We start from the raw sequence: 17541 nt of genomic DNA on the forward strand, positions 1-17541 counted from the left end.
CGGGGTGCTCGAAACAGTTGTCCGAAAGTTCGCTAGATAACCAAACCTTCGGCGGCTCGGCTCCGAAATCCCTTCTGTCCGGCTCATCTCGGGGCCGGGTCGCACCGTATCGCAGCTACTGGAAGGAAGCGCTTTTTCATGAGGTTGATCAGTTCGCATGGCTTCGCTCGTTCGGCGGTGCTCGCCGGTTTCGCTCTGTCGGCGATGCTGACCGGGGCGGGCGCGGCGGGCGCCGATCCGATGAGCGATCTCGAGCCGATGCTGAACTCGAGCTGTTCGTTCAGTCAGATCGATGCCGCGCTGCACGATGTCGCGCCCGAGACCGCCGCGCAGCTCGATGCCGCTCCGGCGCAGAAGAGCGCGATCCAGGCCGCCTACGACCAGCCGGTCGAACAGCGCCGCGCCGCGTTCCAGGCGCTCATCGCCCAGCAGCAGCAGATGGGCGCCAGTGTGCAGGACAGCTCCACCTTCGCGAGCCAGATGGACGAGGTCGTCGAAACCTGCGACCAGTACTGAGTCCCGAGCGCGGTCCACTCGTGTGAGTGACACCCGCGCCGCACGGGCCGGGTACGCGTGCCTGCGGAGCACGCGTACCCGGGCCGTCGTTCGGGTGAGCCCGGTTGTGCGCGGGCGCACCGGCTACCGGGGGTCGTCCGGGTTCTCGAGGTCTCGAGAATCCTGCTCGGCGAGTTCGCGCCGGGTGACCGCGTCGATGCGCGGTCCGGCGACGAGGAGGATCGCGAAGGCGACGACGCCGCACAGCGCCCAGGTCCATCGGAAGTCGACGAGGCTGTTGACGGTCACGCCCGCACCGACCAGGCCCAGGATGAGCAGGACGACCAGCCAGGAGAGCCCCATCGCTCGCGGGGTGTGCTTGTTCGGATTGGCGTGGACGCCACCTCGCTTGGCGGTCCAGGACATGATGACCGCGGGAACAACGGCGAGCGTGGTCGTCATGACGGTCGTGGCGATGGCCGGGACGACACTGTGGGCCGCGAACGCGACGCCGACGGCAGCGCCCAGGGCGACGTGGTATCCGGTCGGGTAGGGCGTGTAACCGGTGGACTCGTTCGTGTCCTGCGGCGCGTATTCGTTGGTCATGGCGTTCCCCCTGATGGTTTCCGATCGGTGGCCGGCACGATGCCGCGCTCGGAAACACCGTGCCGGTCGCGCCACCGGACGAGCGACCGGGATCCGGTCGTATCCGGTGGAAAACCCTGGTGGAAGGGGCATCCGGAGTTTCCGGACCGGAGGGATTGTGCCCCTCGACGCGCCGCTAGGGCAGTGCGTTCGCGCGCGGATTGCGTTCCACGCTGTAGTAGGTGGGGTCCTCGCGCAGGCGCCAGTCCGGGCCGACGAAGAACCGGGCGGCCGTGTCGTCGCCGAGGGCGATGTAGCGCAGCCAGGCGACGGCGGTTCCGGACGAGCGGTACTCGCCGGGGCCGTCCACCGGTGAGAAGTGGCCGACCCCACGGGCATTGGCGATCCAGGCGGGGGCGGCGTGCATCAGGTTGTACTGCCACCACCGGACCCAGGCGAAATCGGGGACGACGAAATCGTTGTAGCCGGTGAGGAACAGGGTGGGCACCGTGACCGCCGCGCCGACGGCCAGGGGGCCGGGTTCGATCGCCAGCGCGCCGATGACGCGCAGCGTCGGATCGATCGAGCCGGCTATCGGCGGAAGCAGTGCCGCCGCCTGGAGTGTGGCCTGCCCGCCGCCCGAATGACCGGCCAGCACCGTGCGACTCAGATCGATCTTGCCGAACAGCGGTGAACTCGGATCCCGGTTCTGGGTGAGGGCGGCGGCCAGGCCGATGGCGGGCACGTAGGCGAGGGAGTTGAAGAAGTCATAGGACACGACCACCACGAAGCCGTGCCCGGTCCACTGCCGGACGAGGGTGTCGTAATGGCCGGGGTTCGACAGGATCCCGCCTTCGAACAGGATCAGCGGAGCGCTGTCCAGGTCGGCGATATCCGCCGGGTAGTAGGTGTTCGCTCCGACCGGGGACTGCAGCCCATAGGGAAACGCCTGCGTGCAGCGGAGATCATCGGCGTTGCCCGCCAGGTGCACCACGATGTGGGAGATCATGCCCGCCACGGATTCCTGGCACGCGCTGGTGACCGTCGGGGTCGAGACCCCGTGCGGGCCCACCGTGTCGAACACGCTCTGCGCCGTCGTGCCCGGCGCGATGTCATCCGCCGCAGCTGCTCCCGGATGCAACCCGGCCATGCCGATCGCGATTCCGAACGCCGCGACCAGGGCCGGGACACGCTGCCCCGCAATGGACTTCCTCATCGTGTCCGCCTCCCACCGGCCGATGGCGAACCCCGGCCGCTCATTTCTGAGACCCCGCAGTCTCTGATTCGGACAGTAACCCCGATGTGGCGCACGACACAAGGGGCGCGGAAAACCGTTTCGCGCCACCGCATCGCGGTCGAGATGATTGCCGGCATGAGTCTGTTGTCGTCGTATTGGCCGGTGGTGGGATTGCGGGTCCGGACCCCGCGGCTCGAATTGCGGGTGCCCGGTGACGAGGAGCTCGCGGCGCTGGCCGGGCTGGCGGGGCGGGGCGTCCACGACCCGGCGGTGCAGCCGTTCACCGTGGCGTGGACCGACGTGGATCCCGGCGAACTGCCGCGGCGCGTCCTGCACTGGCACTGGAAATGCCTGGCGGACTGGACCGTCGACGACTGGACGCTCAATCTGGTCGTCCTGCTGGACGGGGTAGTGGTCGGAACGCAGGCGCTGGCGGCGAAGAACTTCGGCATCTGCGCCGAGGTGGACACCGGGTCCTGGCTCGGGCTGACGCACCACGGCCGGGGAATCGGCACCGAGATGCGGGCCGCGGTCCTGGATCTGGCCTTCACCGGGCTCGGGGCCCGCTCGGCGGTGTCGGGCGCGCTCGCGGACAACGTGGCTTCGTACGGGGTGTCGGCCAAACTCGGGTACGAGCCCGACGGGACCGAGGTGCACGCGGTCCGCGGTGTGCCCGTGACGCTGCGCCGGCTGCGCCTGACGCGCGAGCGCTGGGCCGCGCACCGGACCGTTCCGGTCGAGATCACCGGGCTCACCGAATCGCTGCCGCTGTTCGGGATCTCGGCCGCGTCGTGAACCGCCGGCGCCGGGTGTCCCCGGGCGGTTGGCCGCGCGGCGAACCCGCCAGCCGTTGCGCGAGCGGGTCTCTCGGGTTGTGCGCCAATGGATTCACACGGCCGGGAGCGGAAACGTAGAGTTCGGCTGCGGGTGAGCGCGCACCGATCGACGAGAATCCTTACGTGGTGGCATCGTTCGGGCCGGTTTTCGCACTCGGACCGAGCTCGATGCCCGGTCCGAAGAATCGACCAGAGCGAGGATAGACATGACGGACGCGTCAGTACCGGCCCGCGCGGTGGCCAAGCCCGCCGGGGCCGACACCGACCAGGTCGAACTGCGTCAGCTCCTGGCCGGTTTGACCGCGGTGCGCGACGGCGACTTCGGCACCCGGCTGCCCACCGACACCGACGGGCTGCTCGGGGAGATCGCGACCGTATTCAACGGGATGGTCGATCAGCTCTCGCTGTTCACCTCCGAGGTCACCCGCGTGGCCCGCGAGGTCGGCACCGAGGGACAGCTGGGCGGGCAGGCCGAGGTGCCGGAGGTTTCGGGCACCTGGAAGGACCTGACCGACTCGGTGAACGCCATGGCCGGCAACCTCACCGCGCAGGTGCGCAACATCGCCCAGGTGACCACCGCCGTGGCGCGCGGCGATCTCAGTCAGAAGATCACCGTCAGCGCGCGCGGGGAGATCCTCGAACTCAAGAACACCATCAACACGATGGTTGGCCAGCTGTCCTCCTTCGCCGACGAGGTCACCCGCGTCTCGCGCGAGGTCGGCACCGAGGGCATCCTGGGTGGTCAGGCCGATGTGAAGGGCGTGTCCGGCACCTGGCGGGACCTGACCGACTCGGTGAACTTCATGGCGGGCAACCTGACCGCGCAGGTGCGTTCGATCGCCCAGGTCGCCACGGCGGTCGCGGGTGGTGATCTGACGCAGAAGATCCGGGTGGACGCGCGCGGGGAGATCCTCGAGCTCAAGAACACCATCAACACGATGGTCGATCAGCTCTCGGCCTTCGCCGACGAGGTCACACGCGTGGCCCGCGAGGTGGGCACCGACGGCAGACTCGGCGGTCAGGCCGACGTGAAGGGCGTGTCCGGCACGTGGAAGGACCTCACCGAATCGGTGAACGTCATGGCCGACAACCTGACCGCGCAGGTGCGCTCGATCGCCCAGGTGACCACGGCGGTCGCGGGTGGTGATCTGACGCAGAAGATTCGGGTGGACGCGCGCGGGGAGATCCTCGAACTCAAGGAGACCATCAACACGATGGTCGATCAGCTGTCCTCGTTCGCCGACGAGGTCACCCGTGTGGCCCGCGAGGTCGGCACCGAGGGCAACCTCGGTGGTCAGGCCACCGTGCGCGGGGCGTCCGGCACCTGGAAGGACCTGACCGACAACGTCAACGTGATGGCCTCCAACCTCACCAATCAGGTGCGCTCGATCGCCCAGGTCGCCACCGCCGTCGCGCGCGGCGATCTGAGCCAGAAGATCACCGTGGAGGCCAAGGGCGAGGTCGCCGCGCTCGCCGGGGTGATCAACACGATGGTCGACACGCTGTCGGCGTTCGCGGACGAGGTGACGCGCGTGGCGCGCGAGGTCGGCACCGAGGGCATGCTCGGCGGGCAGGCGCGGGTGCCGAACGTCGCCGGCACGTGGAAAGACCTGACCGACAACGTCAATTCCATGGCCAACAACCTCACCAATCAGGTGCGCAACATCGCCCAGGTGACCACCGCGGTCGCCCAGGGCGACCTGACCCGCAAGATCGACGTGGACGCGCGCGGGGAGATCCTCGAACTCAAGACCACGATCAACACGATGGTCGATCAGCTCTCGGCCTTCGCGGCCGAGGTCACCCGCGTCGCCCGCGAGGTCGGCTCCCAGGGCCGCCTCGGCGGCCAGGCCGAGGTCGAAGGCGTCTCGGGCACCTGGAAACGCTTGACCGAGAACGTGAACGAGCTCGCCGGTAACCTCACCCGGCAGGTGCGCGCCATCGCCGAGGTCACCAGCGCGGTCGCCGAGGGCGACCTGACCCGGTCGATCACCGTCGAAGCCTCCGGCGAGGTGGCCGAACTCAAGGACAACATCAACTCCATGGTGGAGTCGCTGCGCGAGACCACCGAGGCCAACCAGGATCAGGACTGGCTCAAGACCAACCTGGCGCGGATCTCCGGGCTCATGCAGGGCCAGCGGGACCTGCACGTGGTCGCCGAACTGATCATGGACGAGCTGGCGCCGCTGGTCTCGGCGCAGTACGGCGCGTTCTACCTGGCCGACGACACCGCCGAACGACCCGAACTGCGCCTGATCGGCTCCTACGGCAGTCCGCAGGAACCCGGTGGCGTGCAACGGTTCACGTTCGGGCAATCCCTGGTCGGGCAGGCCGCCCGCAGCCGGCGCACCATCGCGGTGGACGACGTGCCCGGCGACTATCTGACCATCGCCTCCGGGCTCGGCCAGACCGCCCCGACCACGCTGCTGGTGCTGCCGATCGGCGTGGAGGACCAGGTGCTCGGGGTGATCGAACTGGCGTCGCTGCACCGGTTCACGCGTATTCACCGCGACTTCCTCGACCAGCTCATGGAAACCGTCGGGGTGAACGTCAACACCATCATCGCCAACGCGCGCACCGACGAGCTGCTGGTCGAATCGCAGCGTCTGACCACCGAATTGCAGGTCCGCTCCGAGGAATTGCAGGTCCGGCAGGAGGAATTGCAGCGCTCGAACGCCGAAATGGAGGACAAGGCGGCGCTGCTGGCCATGCAGAACCGCGACATCGAGGCCAAGAACCTCGAAATCGAGCAGGCCAGACAGGAATTGGAGACCCGCGCCCAGCAGCTGGCCCTGGCCTCGAAATACAAATCCGAGTTCCTGGCCAATATGAGCCACGAGCTGCGCACCCCGCTCAACAGCCTGCTGATCCTGGCACAGCTGCTGGCGCAGAACCCCTCTCGCAATCTCTCGCCGAAACAGGTCGAGTACGCGGGCATCATCCATTCCGCGGGATCGGATCTGCTGCAGCTGATCAACGACATCCTCGATCTGTCCAAGGTCGAGGCGGGCAAGATGGACATCACGCCCGCGCGGGTACCGCTGCGCAAACTGCTCGACTACGTCGAGGCCACCTTCCGGCCCATGACCACCCAGAAGAGCCTGGGCTTCACCATCACCACCGCGCCCGGACTGCCCCTGGACGTGCTCACCGACGATTCACGACTGCGCCAGGTGCTGGGCAACCTGGTGTCGAACGCGGTCAAGTTCACCGAAACCGGCACGGTCGAACTGCGAATCGAACCGCCGCAGGCCCGCGAGCTGCCCGCCGCCATGCGCAGGCACGGCTCGGCGATCGCCTTCCGGGTCGTCGACACCGGTATCGGCATCGCCGAACATCAGCTGGAATCGATCTTCGGGGCATTCCAGCAGGCCGACGGGACCACCAGCCGCAAATACGGCGGCACCGGGCTGGGACTGTCGATCAGCCGGGAGATCGCCTATCTGCTCGGCGGCGCCATCACCGCGGAAAGCGTTCTGGGCGAGGGCAGTACGTTCACCCTGTACCTGCCGGTCGCGCGCCCGGACTTCCAGGAGATCGCCCCCGCCGAGCGGGAGGACGACCAGCACTCGGCCGCGCGCCCGGAGCTCGCACCCGCCGGCCCGCTGCAGCAGCGCCGGTTGCTGGTCGTCGAACAGCGGCCGCAGGGTCTGCTGTCGCTGGTCGCGCAGGGCGCGGTGGCCGACCTGGCCGACAGCAACGATCCGCGCGGGCCGGTTCAGGTGGTGAGCGCGACGGGGGTGCAGGAGGCGGCCGCAGCCATGGCCGCGGAGGCATTCCATTGCGTGGTACTGGAATTGGACCTGCCCGGCGGCGCGGCGCTCGATTTCCTGCAGACGATGGACGGGGACGCCGCGCTGAGCAGCGTGCCCGTGCTCGCCCACAACCACCGACTCGATTCCGAGCAGGAACGACTGCTCCAGCAGCGCATCGAACGCCAGCCCCTCGAGTTGCTGTCGAGTCTGGACGAACTGCGCGAGCGCATCGCCCTGCACGTCATGGCCCAGGCGCCCGGCGACGTGGTGCCGCTGGTGCGGCGCGAGGACGCCCCGGCGGTCGCGCCACAGCAGCCGGTCGGCGAGCTGGCCGGGCGCACGGTCCTCATCGTCGACGACGACGCGCGAAACCTGTTCGCGCTCAGCAGCATTCTGGAACTGCACGGAATGAGCGTGCTGCACGCGGAGAACGGGCGCGAGGGCATCGACAAACTGCTGGCCCATCCCGAGACCGATCTCATCCTGATGGACGTGATGATGCCCGAGATGGACGGGTACACCGCGACCGCGACCATCCGGGAGATCCCGCGCTACGAGGATCTGCCGATCATCGCGGTAACCGCCAAAGCCATGCTGGGCGACCGCGACAAGAGCCTGGCTTCGGGTGCGAACGACTACGTCACCAAACCGGTGGACGCGGGCGCGCTGCTCGGCCGGATCCAGCACTGGCTCGGCGTCTGATGAACGCCGGGGACCGCGACGCCGAGACCGCCGGGGTGAACGGGGTCGTGGTGAACCGGCTCGCGGCGACCGTGGAACGGCTTCGGACACAGATTCAGCAGGCCCAGTCCACCGCCGACGGGCGCGCGCTGATCGAGATGGCCAAGGGCGTACTGGTCGAGCGCCTGCGCTGCGGGCCCGCGGAGGCGGCGCGGCAATTGGAGACGCTGTCCCGGCAGGCCGGGGTCGGGGTGCTCGAGCTGGCCGCGGACCTGGTGAACCAGGCGGCCCAGGACAAGATCAGCGAGGCCGTCGGCCAGCTGCTGCGGGGCACGAACGGTTCCGACGAGACCGCGGTGCGGCTGCGGACCGCGGAGAGCGCGCTGCTCGCCGCCAACGGGGACACCCAGCGCGCGGCGGAGTCGGTGCTCGAGCACGCGCTGTCGCCGCTGGGCGCCACGGCGGTGGTGATCTGGGCCGCGGGGGCCGACGCCTCGCTCTCACTGGTGGGTTTCGCGGGGATCGGAGTGCAGGAGGCCGAGCGGTGGCGGTATGTGCCACCGGGATTGGCGACCCCGGCGCGGCAGGCGCTGCTGACGCGCGAGGCGGTGTGGATCGAGGATTTCGACGCCTCCCGGCTGCCGTCGATCGGTGATCGGCGCGGCGGGCGCGCGGCCATTCCGATCGGCGCGGGCGGCAGTCTGCGCGGGGTCCTCGAGGTGTGCTGGCCCCAGCCCATCGAACCGCAGCCGCCGCAGGTGCGCCGCCAGCTCGCCGCGCTGGGGGAGCTGTGCGCGCACACCTTCGAAGCGGATCCGCTCGCGGTGCAGCCCTCGGATCGGACCGACGCGGCCGGGCTGGTGCGCCTGGCCGACGGGCTGTTCGATCCGGCGCTGGTCCTGCTGCCCCAGCGCGATCGCGACGGCGCGCTCGCCGATTTCCGCATCCACCATGTGAATTCGTGCTTCGCCGATCCGGCCGGGCGACCGCGCGGGTTGATCAACGGTGCGCTGCTGCTCGAGACGTATCCGATGGTCGCGTACGAGGGGCGCCTGTTCGAGCGGCTCGAGCACGTGCTGGCGACGGGGGAGAGCTTTCGCGCGGACCGGGTGCTGCTGACCGAACTGGTGGACCAGGTGCCGCTGACGGTCGCGGCCGCGCTCAGCATCGGCCGGTACGACGACGCGGTGCTGATGGTGTGGCGGCTCGAGGACGACGCCGCGCGGCTGGCGGCGCTGCTGCAGCACGCGCAGCGGCTCGGCCGGGTCGGGGGTTTCGAGGAGAACGCCGCCTCGGGCGAGATCACCTGGAGCGCTGAGTTGTTCGCGCTGTACGGGGTGCCGGCGGGCGCGGATCCGGTGCCGCTCGCGCAGCTGCCCGGACACGTGCACGAGGCCGATTCCGAAGCGGTGCGGCGGTTCCTGCGCACGCTGTTGCACTATCGCCGTCCGGCCTCGGGCGCGTTCCGGCTGATCCGGCCGGACAGCGTGACCAGGCACGTGCGGATCATCGCCGAACCGGTGCACGACGAGGCCGGGCATCTGCTCGCGGTACGCGGTGCGTACCAAGACATTTCGGCACAGCATTGGACCGAGATCGCGCTGTCGGCGACCCGGGACCGGCTCACCCACACCGAGGAGCACGCCGCCGCGCAGAGCAGCCTGGCCCGCCAGCTGCAGCAGGCGATCATGCCCGACGCCCAGCCCTCCACGGACGCGTTCGGCCTGCGCATCGCGGTGCGCTATCAACCGACCGAACAGGAGCACCTGGTCGGCGGGGACTGGTACGACACCATGGTGCTGCCGTCCAAGAACATCCTGGTCTCGGTGGGCGACATCACCGGGCACGGCATCACCGCGGCGACCGGAATGGTGGTGCTGCGCAACGCCCTGCGCGGACTGGCCGCCACCGGCGCGGGCCCCGGCCAGATGTTGACCTGGCTGAATCTGGTCGCGCACCACCTGACCGACCACATCCTGGCGACCGCGGTCTGCGGACTCTACGATCCGCAGACCCGCGTCCTGCGCTGGGCGCGCGCCGGTCACCTCCCGCCGGTGCTGATCCGCCGCGGCCGGGCCGTCAACCTGCCCGAGCTACGCGGCATGATCCTGGGCGCGCTGGCCGAAACCAGTTACGAGGAAGGCGAAGTCCGCCTGGAGCCCGGCGACACCCTGCTGCTGTACACCGACGGCCTGATCGAACGCCGCGCCGAACACCTCGACGTCTGCGTGGACCGCCTACTACGCGTGTCCGCCGAGTTCACCGGCGGCCTGGACGATCTCCTCGACCACCTGCTCGACGGCAGCGACGCCGACACCGACGACGACACCTGCGTGGTCGGCATCCAGGTGGAACCGGGCCAGGGCCCGCCGCGCTGACGCTGCGGCAGGCCACGGGCGAGAAGGCTCGTCAGGCCCAGTGGTACAAAGACTTCGGCATCGGCAGGGGGGCCGGCCGACCTACTCGAACGAAGGGGAAACGCATGTCCAATTCGCATCGCCCATCACCACGGGCGCTGCTGTTCGACGTGCAGGGCACCGCGACGGACTTCTTCTCGACCGTCACCGGGACCGCGCGGAGCGTGGCCGGGCCGGGTAACCCGGACGTCGACTGGGCCGAGTTCGTGAACGCTTGGCGGGCAGCGTATTTTCGGGAGACCGCGCGTGAGCGGCGGGGGACCGACGAATGGGTCAGTGTCGATTCCATTTACCGGGCGACGCTCGACGAACTGATCGACGCGCGGAACCTGACGCTGGACGAGGACCAGCGGCGGGCGGTCAACCTGGCCTGGAAACGGTTGGCGCCGTGGCCCGATGTCGTGCCGGGGCTGCACCGGCTGCGGCGGGATCACGTGCTCGCGACGCTGTCCAACGCGGACGTCGACGCCGTGGTCAGCATCACCCGGCACGGGGATCTGCCCTGGCACGCGGTGTTCACCGCGGAGATGGCCGGGGTGTTCAAACCGGACCCGGCGGCCTACCACCTCGCGGCCCGCTACCTCGGGCTCGCGCCCTCGGAGATCATGATGGTGGCGAGCCACAAGTACGACATCCGTGCGGCGGCGCGGCTCGGGTTCCGGACCGCGTTCATCGCCCGGCCCGACGAATTCGGCGACCCGGCGCTCGCCGACGCGGAATTCTCCGACGAGTTCGATATCAACGCCGTGGACTTCCTGGATCTGGCCGACCAGCTGGGCTGTTGATCTCGCCCCGGTCCGGGATCGATTCGCCCGGACCGGGCTCGGCTCGGGCCGCCCGCACGGCCTTCGCGCCGATCATCGCGCAGCCCCCGCGCGAGCCGTTCGATCTCGGTCACCCGGCGGCCCACCAGCGAGGCCGGGCACAGCCCGGGCTCGTGCCCGGACGCCCGTTCGGGGTACGGTCCGAGGCATCGGGGCGCGAGCCCGGGCGGGAACAGTTCGATCGTTAGGTGTCAGTGGCGGGATGGAAGATTCGACGGGCCGGGTATTCAGCGGACGGTCGGCCATCGCCCATCTGGTGCCCTCGCCCTGGGACCGGGACGAATTCCTGAGCGCGCTCGGACAGTGGCGCGGCCGCCCGATCCAGCTCCTGGCGGTCGAGGCCGACGCGCTGCCCGGGGTGTGGACCCCGGCACGCGGCACACCCTGCGGGCTGTGGCTGGACACCGAGGACGCCGACGTGATCGCCTACGCGGCCGGGACCACCGACTTCCACGTCGACCAGATCATCGCCCACGAAGCGGGCCACATGGTGCTCGACCACGACGCGGGCACCGACGGCATGACCGGGCTGTTGCAATTGCTGCCCGACCTCGACCCGGCCACCATTCGCCGGGTGCTGCGGCGATCGGAGTTCGCCGACCATCAGGAGGACGAGGCCGAGCTGTTCGCGGACCTGCTGCTCTCGGGCGTCTCGCGCTATCGCAGCAGTCGGCCGATGCGCTCGTTCTGGGGTGAGCGGTGACCTCCTCGGCCCCGGCGCCGATCGCCTGGGCGATCCTGAGCTGCTCGCTGATCGCGGCGGCGTTGCGGGTGCTGTGGCTGTTCGACCGGGCGCGCCCGAGCGAACGACTGGTCACCTACGGACTGCTGCTCGGCACCGCCTCGGGTCTGTTGCGCGAACGCGCGGTGCAGGATCGGCTCGCCGAGGCCGGGATCCTCGACGTGGCCTTCACGCGCCAACTCTCGACCGCGGTGATGGTGCTGACCTTCGTCCCGCTGTGCCTGCTGGCGGTGTCGTGGTCGGACCGCTGGCCCGAGCGGGTGGCCTCGATCAACCGGCTCGGCTGGGTCGCGGGCGTCGCCTCGGCCGCGCTCATGCTGCTGGTGGGCACGCACGCCCGCGAAGTCGGGCAGTACATCGATCGCACCGCGGGTTGGCAGACGCCGGTGTACTTCGCGTTCTTCTCGTTCTGGTGCGGCCTGACCGGACTGGTCATGGCCGCCACCAGCATTCGGGAACTGCGGGCCGGCGCGCTACGACCGGTGCACCGGCTGACCTTCGTGACCATCCTCGTCGTCGGACTGTGGGCGCTCGAGGAAGCGGTGCTGATCTTCCTCAGTTCGCTGTGCGCCGGGACCGGCACCGCGAGCGGGTTCGTCGAATTCCGCTTCCGCGCCAACGAGAACAACTACATCTACCTGCTCGCGGGCGGGACGCTGGTGGCCGCGAGCGGGGTGGTCGCCGAGATCGCGCGGCGCCTGCGCGTGGACCCCGCCTCGCGGACCGTGCGCAGGCTGACCCCGCTGTGGCGGGACCTGGTGCGCGCGTGCCCGGAGATTCCGCGCCCCGCCAGTCCCGAACCGCTGTCCGAACCCCGGCACCGGCTGCATCGCATGACCGTCGAGATCCGCGACGCGCTCCTGGTGCTGGGCCGCTACACCGATCCCGCCGACGCCCTCGGCGAACCCGGCGATCCCGCTGCGGAGACCGCGCAGATCGTGGCCGCGCTGCGGCGCAAGGAATCCGGGGCCGATCCGGGAACCTATCGGCGACTGCAGATCTCGGCGCCGGGCCGGGACATCGTCGACGAAACCCGCGCGCTGCGCCGCATTTCCGGCCACTGGGCGGCGGCCACCGCCCGCCCGTACGCCGGTTCGCTATCGGATGGAGACACAGCCCGATGACCACCGCCACGCCGTCCACCGGGCGCATCCGCGCCGCGGATCGGGTGCTGCCGCATCCGCCCTACCGCCTGCCCGTGCTCGGCGACGTCTGGGACCTGCACGTCACCGATTCCAGCCAGTGGGGAATGCGCGGGGCGCAGCGGTACGGAGACATCTACGAGCGCAACATCTTCGGCAGCCGGGTCACCTATGTCAGCTCACCGGACCTGCTGACCGAGATCAACGACGACAAGCTGTGGTCGAAATTCCTCGGCATCCCGATTCGCGACCTGCGCTCGGTGGCGCGCGACGGGCTCTTCACCGCGCACAACAGCGAACCCAATTGGGCTCGGGCGCACGCGATCCTGGCGCCCTCGTTCACGGCCCAGGCGATGCGCGGGTACCACGCCACGATGCGCGAGTGCGCCGGGCAGCTCATCGAACACTGGGACGGCAGGCCGGGGGAATGGCTCGACATCCCCGGCGACACCAACAAGGTGGCCCTGGAGGTCATCGGGCGCACGGGATTCGGGTACTCGTTCGACTCCTTCGGCCGCACCGACCCGCATCCGGTTGTCGCGGCCATGCTGCGCGCGCTGACCTACATCAACCGCTCGGCGTACTCGCATCCGCTGGTGGAGCGCACGGTCTTTCGCACGCAGCGGGCTCAGCACCTGGCCGACGTCGCCTTCGTCAACGCCGAGGTCGACGCCGTCATCGCGGCCCGGCAGCGCGCGGGCGCCGGCCTGCACGACGACCTGCTCGAGCGCATGCTCACCGCGGCCGACCCCGAGACCGGGGAACGCCTGGACGCGCAGAACATTCGGCACCAGATCCTGACGTTCCTGGCCGCCGGGCAAGAGACCTCGGCCGGGGTCATGGCGTTCGCGCTGCACTATCTCTCGCTGCACCCCGAGATCGCCGACCGGGCGCGCGCGGAGATCGCGAAGGTCCGGACCGGCGCGGAGTTCGAGTTCGAGGACGTCGCCAAACTGCGCTACATGCGCCGGATCGTCGACGAGTCGCTGCGGCTGTGGCCGACCGCGCCCGGCTACTTCCGCAAGGCCAACGCCGACACCCTGCTGGGCGGCCGGTACCCGTTCGAGAAGGGCGAGTGGGTGTTCATCGTGCTGTTGCAGCTGCACCGGCACGAGCGGTGGGGCGCGGACCCGGAGAGCTTCGACCCCGACCGCTTTCTGCCCGAACGGATTCGGGCCCGGCACCCCGAGCTGTACCGGCCGTTCGGGGTGGGACTGCGCGCGTGTATCGGACGGCAGTTCGCCTACCACGAGATCGTGCTGGTGCTGGCCACCATCCTGGCGAACTACGACCTGGAACCCGATCCGGACTATCGGCTGCGGGTCAAGGAGACCATCTCGCTCAAGCCGGATCGGTTGCGGCTGAAGGTCTCCCGGCGCGGTTAGGGTCGCTCGCCGCGGCGCAGGCGGGCGCGCAGGGCAGCGGTCAGGGCTCGGCGATCCGAGGTCGCGGGCTGCCCGCGCAGGCGTACGCGGTGCACGCCCGCCTCGCGCAGGGCGCGCAAGAGATCCAGTTGCACATAGGTGTCCGCGACCCGGGCGGACTCGCCGGGCTCGAGCAGGAACCACGCGGCCTGGTTGAAGTGCTCGGCGAGGCCGTCGAGCAGCGCGGCCGGCGGGTCGGTGAGCGTGCCCGCCCGCAGCGCGTCCAGGGTCGCCGCCGTGGCCTCGACGCCGCGGTCGCGCAGGGCGGCGGCCACCAGTTCGGTGCTCGGTTCGCCCTCCTCCGGACTGTGCAGGGCACGAAAGAGCAGGTCCACACGCTGGGCCAAAGATGGTGTCACAGGCTCGCCTCCGCGAATCTGGCTTCGAATCGCCGCCGGGTCGTCTCGTCGAGGTCGATGCGCATCCCGGCGAGCCAGCGCCGGTACAGCGCCTCCTCCTCGTTGTCGTGTGCCGGGTCCACGGGCCGGTCCAGGTACGGGCCCAGGATGGTGACCAGCGGGCCCAGCGCGCCACCCCGGCGGCGGTTGGCCTCGAGCAGTTGGGTGACATAGCGCCCGTACAGCGGCTGGATCGCGGCGTTCAGCCGGTGCGCGGCCGCCTGTGCGGCGGGTGTGCCCGCCTCGGCGAGATCGCCGATCTCGCGTGCGACGGTGATCAATTCGGTGATGGTCTCGGCGTCGACGTACACCCCGGGCGGTCCGGCGACGATGCCGGTGCGCTCCTTGAGTGGGGTGGGGTTGCCGCCGGTGAAGTAGACGTTCTCGGCCGATCCGGAGGTCCAGTCCAGTCCGATGTCGAGGCGGCGCAGGGTTTTCGGCGTCAGGCCGCGCGCTTCGCCGCGCTCGATCTTGAGCATGGTGGGCTCGGTCGGCCCGCCGTGCAGGTGCACCTGGCGTCGCGATCGATGCATGGCGCCCATCCGGGCGAGCACGACCCGGGCCAATCGCCTGGCCGACGCGTCGTCGGGCGCGTCGTCGCCGGTCACCGTCACGGGCACGATAGTAGTACGAAAATCCTGCGGAACGGAACCTTCGAAATGCGAGGAACGCCGGCCTGCACAGTCGCAAAGCTGCAAATTTGTGCAGATGTACACCGCCGATGCCATTGTAATCAGGCAATGATTTTCGTATGATTTGCGTATCCCGACGCCGCGTTGCAGCCGCATTCCCGCGCGGGCCGGGAACTGGCGCTGGGTGATCGACCGCGAAGGGGGCGGTCGATCACCCACTGTCCCGGTACATTTGGCGCAGCCCCTGCTCACCGATGACCGAGGATCCGCAACTGTGCTTCTGCCCTGGGATGGTCGAACGCTCCGGGGCCACGTCCCGCGAATCCTGTTCGGCCTCTGCGCGATCGCTCTCGCCGTGCTGGCCACCTTCGCCATCGCCGAGAGCCTCGCCGTTCTGACCCGCGCCACCGGTGTCTCCGGTGTCGCCGGAACCTTCGTCACCGAGCGCTGTGATCCCGAGAGCGGGCGTCGCGCCGCGATCTGTGCGGGAACCTTCGTCCCGGACTCGAAACCCCAGGCGGCGGCGCAGAGAACGCTGCGCGGAGGTCCCTACTCGCCCGGGACCCGGGTGCCGGTGCACGCCGGTGACGATCTCTCGGTGAACGGAAGCGTCACCGCCGCCGCCGGATTGGGCTCGGCCGCGATGTTCGCCTCGTTCGCGCTGCTGATGGTGATGGGCGGTGCGATCTCCGTCTTCAAGATCACGCTGATCCAGCGCTTCGCCCGGGTCTCGCTGTACGCGGCGTCCGGGCTGTTCGTCTTCGGCGTGCTGGCCGCCGTCGCCGCGGCGCTGGCCGGTCCCTGACCGCGCCGGGCGAGCCCTCCGACATCCGGATCAGGTGGCGAGCGGGAGGGCCGGTTCGCCGGCCCGGTCCAGCTGGGCGCGCAGCCACGGTGCGGCGGCGATGGCGTCCGCGGCCAGGTGCGCGGTCAGGCTCGCCTCCGCAGGGGGAATCGGGGACGCGGGATGGGGGATGGCCAGTACTCGCATGCCCGCTCCCGCCGCCGAGCGGATGCCCGCGGGGGAATCCTCCACCGCCACACAGTGAACCGGGTCGAGATAGAGCAGCTCGGCGGCGTGCAGATACGGGGCCGGATCCGGTTTGGAGCGCGGGTGATCCTCGCGGGCCAGGATCAGCGGGAAGTAGCGGTCCAGCTCGAAGTGCCGCAGCGTGGCGTGCACGAAGCGGCGGGGTGAGGCCGAGACGATGCCGGTGATGGAGCTGTCCGCGGCCGCCGCGATCAGCTCGGCGATCCCCGGCAGCAGGGCCACCTGCCCGTCCCGGATCCGCGCGATCATGAGGTCGGTGCACACCTCGATCACCCGGGCGGGGGAGTCCAGCCCGCAGACGCGGGCGAGATGGTCGGCCCAGTCACCGTGGCCGTGGGTGCGCTCGCGATCGGAGTCGTTCCAGTCGTGTCCGTGCCGGGCCGCGTAGTCGACCCAGCACCGGTCCCACGGTTCCATCGTTCCGACGAGGGTGCCGTCCAGATCGAACAGCACGGCGTCCACGCGCCCGGTCACGCGCGACCGCCGGCGGCCGGGCCGCTCTGCCCATCGATCAGCTGATCGATCGAAATCAGTTTCAGGCCATGGGAATCGGCGAAGGCGCGCAGGGCGCCCAGGCGCATGACCGAGCCGTCGTCGTGGCAGACCTCGCTGATCACCGCCACGGGCGCGAGCCCGGCCAGGCGCATCAGTTCCACGCCCGCCTCGGTGTGGCCCTGACGGGCGGCCAGGCCGCCGGGGTGGGCGCGCAGCGGGAAGACGTGCCCGGGTCGTTGCAGGTCCGCGGTGCCGGTCGCGGGATCGGCCAGCGCGCGCAGGGTGGCGGCGCGGTCGGCGGCGCTGATGCCCGAGACCACCCCGGCCACGGCGTCCACGGTGAGGGTGAACGCGGTTTCCTTGTAGTCCTCGTGGGTGGTGGTCATGAGCGGCAGGCCGAGCAGATCGGCGCGTTCGGCGGGCATGGGCGCGCAGACGACGCCACCGGTGTAGCGGATGAAGAAGCCGAGCGCCTCGGGGCTGGCGAATTGCGCGGCCATGATGAGATCGCCCTCGTTCTCGCGATTCTCGTCGTCGACGACGATGACGGCGTGGCCCGATCGGATCTCGTGGACCGCCTCGTCGACCTGGTCGAACACGTTCACGCGGTACTGGGTGGATACCGGAATCGTCATCGTTGTGGCCTTCCGTTCGAATGGAATGGAGCGCACGACTCAGCAGACGGTAGCCGAAACAAGATCATTATCGCGGGAGCGCGGGGAGACCGGCCGCACCCGTGTCCATGAAGATACTCCGTGGTCAGGGGCTATGGGCCGCGCGGTCGGCGGGGTGGGTGCGGGCGATCACCGCACGCGGTCGCGCGCTTG

15 protein-coding genes are annotated in these 17541 nt (G+C 69.8%); 9 read left to right on the forward strand and 6 right to left on the reverse strand.

The features are described 5' to 3' along the window. Window positions 1-138 precede the first annotated feature (138 nt). The gene (locus ACWIGI_RS26515) at window positions 139-516 is read left to right on the forward strand and encodes a hemophore-related protein (protein WP_454205182.1); all 378 of its coding nucleotides are present in this window, start codon (window positions 139-141) and stop codon (window positions 514-516) included. A 123-nt stretch (window positions 517-639) separates the two neighbouring features. Here the strand turns inward: ACWIGI_RS26515 and ACWIGI_RS26520 are convergent, their stop codons facing one another. Both ACWIGI_RS26520 and ACWIGI_RS26525 read right to left on the reverse strand, forming a co-directional pair. Further along, window positions 640-1101 carry a hypothetical protein gene (locus ACWIGI_RS26520; protein ID WP_454205183.1) on the reverse strand — a complete coding sequence of 154 codons (462 nt, stop codon included), beginning with the start codon at window positions 1099-1101 and terminating at the stop codon, window positions 640-642. Window positions 1102-1276: 175 nt separating this feature from the next. Continuing rightward, complete coding sequence (locus tag ACWIGI_RS26525) at window positions 1277-2296, reverse strand: poly(ethylene terephthalate) hydrolase family protein (protein ID WP_454205184.1); 1020 nt, start codon at window positions 2294-2296, stop codon at window positions 1277-1279. Window positions 2297-2452: 156 nt separating this feature from the next. Here ACWIGI_RS26525 and ACWIGI_RS26530 point away from each other — a divergent pair, with 156 nt between their 5' ends. The 7 genes from ACWIGI_RS26530 to ACWIGI_RS26560 all read left to right on the forward strand — a co-directional run bounded on the left by ACWIGI_RS26530 (window position 2453) and on the right by ACWIGI_RS26560 (window position 14099). Continuing rightward, entirely contained in the window at window positions 2453-3112 is a 660-nt protein-coding gene (locus tag ACWIGI_RS26530; RefSeq protein WP_454205185.1) for a GNAT family N-acetyltransferase, read from the forward strand. Between the two features lie 247 nt (window positions 3113-3359). After that, window positions 3360-7610 (forward strand): HAMP domain-containing protein, encoded by a 4251-nt coding sequence (locus ACWIGI_RS26535; RefSeq protein ID WP_454205186.1) that lies wholly within the window; start codon window positions 3360-3362, stop codon window positions 7608-7610. Next, window positions 7610-9967 (forward strand): SpoIIE family protein phosphatase, encoded by a 2358-nt coding sequence (locus tag ACWIGI_RS26540; protein WP_454205187.1) that lies wholly within the window; start codon window positions 7610-7612, stop codon window positions 9965-9967. Before ACWIGI_RS26535 ends, ACWIGI_RS26540 begins: the two co-directional genes overlap by 1 nt. 104 nt (window positions 9968-10071) lie before the next feature. Further along, window positions 10072-10791: a haloacid dehalogenase type II gene (locus ACWIGI_RS26545; protein WP_454205188.1), complete on the forward strand. Its 720-nt coding sequence runs from the start codon at window positions 10072-10074 to the stop codon at window positions 10789-10791. A gap of 241 nt (window positions 10792-11032) precedes the next feature. Continuing rightward, entirely contained in the window at window positions 11033-11533 is a 501-nt protein-coding gene (locus ACWIGI_RS26550; protein WP_454205189.1) for a hypothetical protein, read from the forward strand. Beyond that, window positions 11530-12696 carry an MAB_1171c family putative transporter gene (locus ACWIGI_RS26555; protein ID WP_454205190.1) on the forward strand — a complete coding sequence of 389 codons (1167 nt, stop codon included), beginning with the start codon at window positions 11530-11532 and terminating at the stop codon, window positions 12694-12696. The genes ACWIGI_RS26550 and ACWIGI_RS26555 overlap by 4 nt, the downstream gene beginning before the upstream one ends. Then, the gene (locus ACWIGI_RS26560; RefSeq protein WP_454205191.1) at window positions 12693-14099 is read left to right on the forward strand and encodes a cytochrome P450; all 1407 of its coding nucleotides are present in this window, start codon (window positions 12693-12695) and stop codon (window positions 14097-14099) included. The genes ACWIGI_RS26555 and ACWIGI_RS26560 overlap by 4 nt, the downstream gene beginning before the upstream one ends. Here ACWIGI_RS26560 and ACWIGI_RS26565 read toward each other — a convergent pair. Both ACWIGI_RS26565 and ACWIGI_RS26570 read right to left on the reverse strand, forming a co-directional pair. Continuing rightward, a complete protein-coding gene (locus ACWIGI_RS26565; RefSeq protein WP_454205192.1) occupies window positions 14096-14497 on the reverse strand; it encodes a hypothetical protein in 402 nt (133 codons plus the stop codon). The genes ACWIGI_RS26560 and ACWIGI_RS26565 overlap by 4 nt on opposite strands. Next, window positions 14494-15150, reverse strand: a complete 657-nt coding sequence (locus ACWIGI_RS26570; RefSeq protein WP_454205193.1) for a hypothetical protein — start codon at window positions 15148-15150, stop codon at window positions 14494-14496. Before ACWIGI_RS26570 ends, ACWIGI_RS26565 begins: the two co-directional genes overlap by 4 nt. A 292-nt stretch (window positions 15151-15442) precedes the next feature. On the opposite strand from ACWIGI_RS26570, the gene ACWIGI_RS26575 reads away from it, so the two are divergent. Then, a complete protein-coding gene (locus tag ACWIGI_RS26575; RefSeq protein ID WP_454205194.1) occupies window positions 15443-15973 on the forward strand; it encodes a hypothetical protein in 531 nt (176 codons plus the stop codon). Window positions 15974-16003: 30 nt separating this feature from the next. On the opposite strand, the gene ACWIGI_RS26580 is transcribed toward ACWIGI_RS26575, so the two are convergent. Together ACWIGI_RS26580 and ribB are read right to left on the reverse strand one after the other, a co-directional pair. Beyond that, entirely contained in the window at window positions 16004-16693 is a 690-nt protein-coding gene (locus tag ACWIGI_RS26580; protein WP_454205195.1) for an HAD family hydrolase, read from the reverse strand. Then, a complete protein-coding gene (gene ribB / locus ACWIGI_RS26585; protein ID WP_454205196.1) occupies window positions 16690-17349 on the reverse strand; it encodes a 3,4-dihydroxy-2-butanone-4-phosphate synthase in 660 nt (219 codons plus the stop codon). Before ribB ends, ACWIGI_RS26580 begins: the two co-directional genes overlap by 4 nt. Window positions 17350-17541 lie beyond the last annotated feature (192 nt).

Source organism: Nocardia sp. NPDC055321 (assembly GCF_053645575.1).

Coding starts and splice junctions, on each gene's coding strand:
- ACWIGI_RS26525 (WP_454205184.1), bottom strand. CDS start 2,296: ATGAGGAAGTCCATTGCGGGGCAGCGTGTCCCGGCCCTGGTCGCGGCG.
- ACWIGI_RS26520 (WP_454205183.1), bottom strand. CDS start 1,101: ATGACCAACGAATACGCGCCGCAGGACACGAACGAGTCCACCGGTTAC.
- ACWIGI_RS26560 (WP_454205191.1), top strand. CDS start 12,693: ATGACCACCGCCACGCCGTCCACCGGGCGCATCCGCGCCGCGGATCGG.
- ACWIGI_RS26535 (WP_454205186.1), top strand. CDS start 3,360: ATGACGGACGCGTCAGTACCGGCCCGCGCGGTGGCCAAGCCCGCCGGG.
- ACWIGI_RS26550 (WP_454205189.1), top strand. CDS start 11,033: ATGGAAGATTCGACGGGCCGGGTATTCAGCGGACGGTCGGCCATCGCC.
- ACWIGI_RS26540 (WP_454205187.1), top strand. CDS start 7,610: ATGAACGCCGGGGACCGCGACGCCGAGACCGCCGGGGTGAACGGGGTC.
- ACWIGI_RS26545 (WP_454205188.1), top strand. CDS start 10,072: ATGTCCAATTCGCATCGCCCATCACCACGGGCGCTGCTGTTCGACGTG.
- ACWIGI_RS26530 (WP_454205185.1), top strand. CDS start 2,453: ATGAGTCTGTTGTCGTCGTATTGGCCGGTGGTGGGATTGCGGGTCCGG.
- ribB (WP_454205196.1), bottom strand. CDS start 17,349: ATGACGATTCCGGTATCCACCCAGTACCGCGTGAACGTGTTCGACCAG.
- ACWIGI_RS26515 (WP_454205182.1), top strand. CDS start 139: ATGAGGTTGATCAGTTCGCATGGCTTCGCTCGTTCGGCGGTGCTCGCC.